Source organism: Streptomyces phytophilus (assembly GCF_013870535.1).
GTDB classification, from domain to species: Bacteria; Actinomycetota; Actinomycetes; order Streptomycetales; family Streptomycetaceae; genus Streptomyces; species Streptomyces phytophilus.
This window is the reverse complement of sequence record NZ_JACBXC010001725.1, coordinates 1-1,020: the sequence shown is the minus strand read 5'-3', so window position 1 is coordinate 1,020 and position 1,020 is coordinate 1. Positions and strand designations below refer to the sequence as shown.

General features: G+C 75.3%; 2 protein-coding genes. One reads left to right on the top strand and one right to left on the bottom strand.

Annotated features, from left to right (window positions below):
- Positions 1-56: 56 nt before the first annotated feature.
- Positions 57-575 (top strand): hypothetical protein, encoded by a 519-nt coding sequence (locus tag H5J30_RS35545; protein WP_181791909.1) that lies wholly within the window; start codon positions 57-59, stop codon positions 573-575.
- A gap of 73 nt (positions 576-648) precedes the next feature.
- Here the strand turns inward: H5J30_RS35545 and H5J30_RS35540 are convergent.
- Positions 649-1,020: LLM class flavin-dependent oxidoreductase (locus tag H5J30_RS35540; RefSeq protein WP_181791908.1), on the bottom strand; the 372-nt coding region annotated here is incomplete at its 5' end.

Here is a 1,020-nt window from a genome sequence, read left to right as displayed (position 1 = left end):
GGCCGTACGGCCGCCGTACGGAAGGGGCGTACCGCGTGGCAGGCAGCGGGAAATTCGTGGCCGGGCTGACGGCCGCCGCCCTGGGCGTGGTCGCCTTCCTCGCCTACCAGGCCAACGCCAACGCCCCCGACTCGCTGGCCCGCAACCGCCCGGGGGTCGCCAGCCCCGAGCCGTCCAAGGCCAAGGAGAAGAAGCTCGAAGTGCCCGCCCGCTCGGGCACCGGCCTGCGGGTGGTGTACGCGCTGAAGGACCGCCGCGTGTGGCTCGTCGGCGAGGACAACTCGGTGCTGCGGACGTACAGGGTGACGCCGAGCACCGTCGACCCGCCGCCCGGCATGTACGCCGTGACCTCGCGGTCGCGGCAGATCACCGGCTCGGACGGGGTGCCGGTCGAGCACGTGGTGATCTTCACGGAGTCCGAGGGCACGGTCATAGGGTTCAGCGCCGCGGTCGACGGCTCGCGGCCGGAACCGGACCCGGACGCGAAGACGGGCGGTGTGCGCTCGTCGCGGGCGGACGGCAAGGCGCTGTGGCGCTTCGCGACGGTGGGCGTCGAGGTCGCGGTGGTGAAGTAGCGGGGACCCGCTGCCGGCTCCCCGCCCTTCGTCCGTACGTTCCCGCCACCCGCGCTCCGGCGGGCCCGCGGTCCTACAGCCCGGCGGCCTCCGCGAGCAGCGAGACCTGCGCCACGTCCGGGTTGCAGGGGAAGAGCACCAGCTCGCCGCAGCCCGCGTCCGCGAACGCGGCCTTCGCGGCGGCGATCGCCTTCGGCGAGGTCAGCGCCCCCTCGACGATCTTCTCTGCGAAGTCGCCGAGGAACCCGTAGTAGTCCAGCAGGTAGTTGCGGGCGTGCTCCTCGGCGTCCGCGCCGAGGCTCGCGTACGCCAGGGCCGCCACCCGCGGCTCGCCCTCCCGGCCCGCCTCGCGCCACGCCGCCCTGGCCTTCGCGGCGCCCGCGGCCAGCTGCTCGGGCCGCCCGCCGCCGAGGACCCACCCGGCGCCGTACTCGGCGACCCGCCG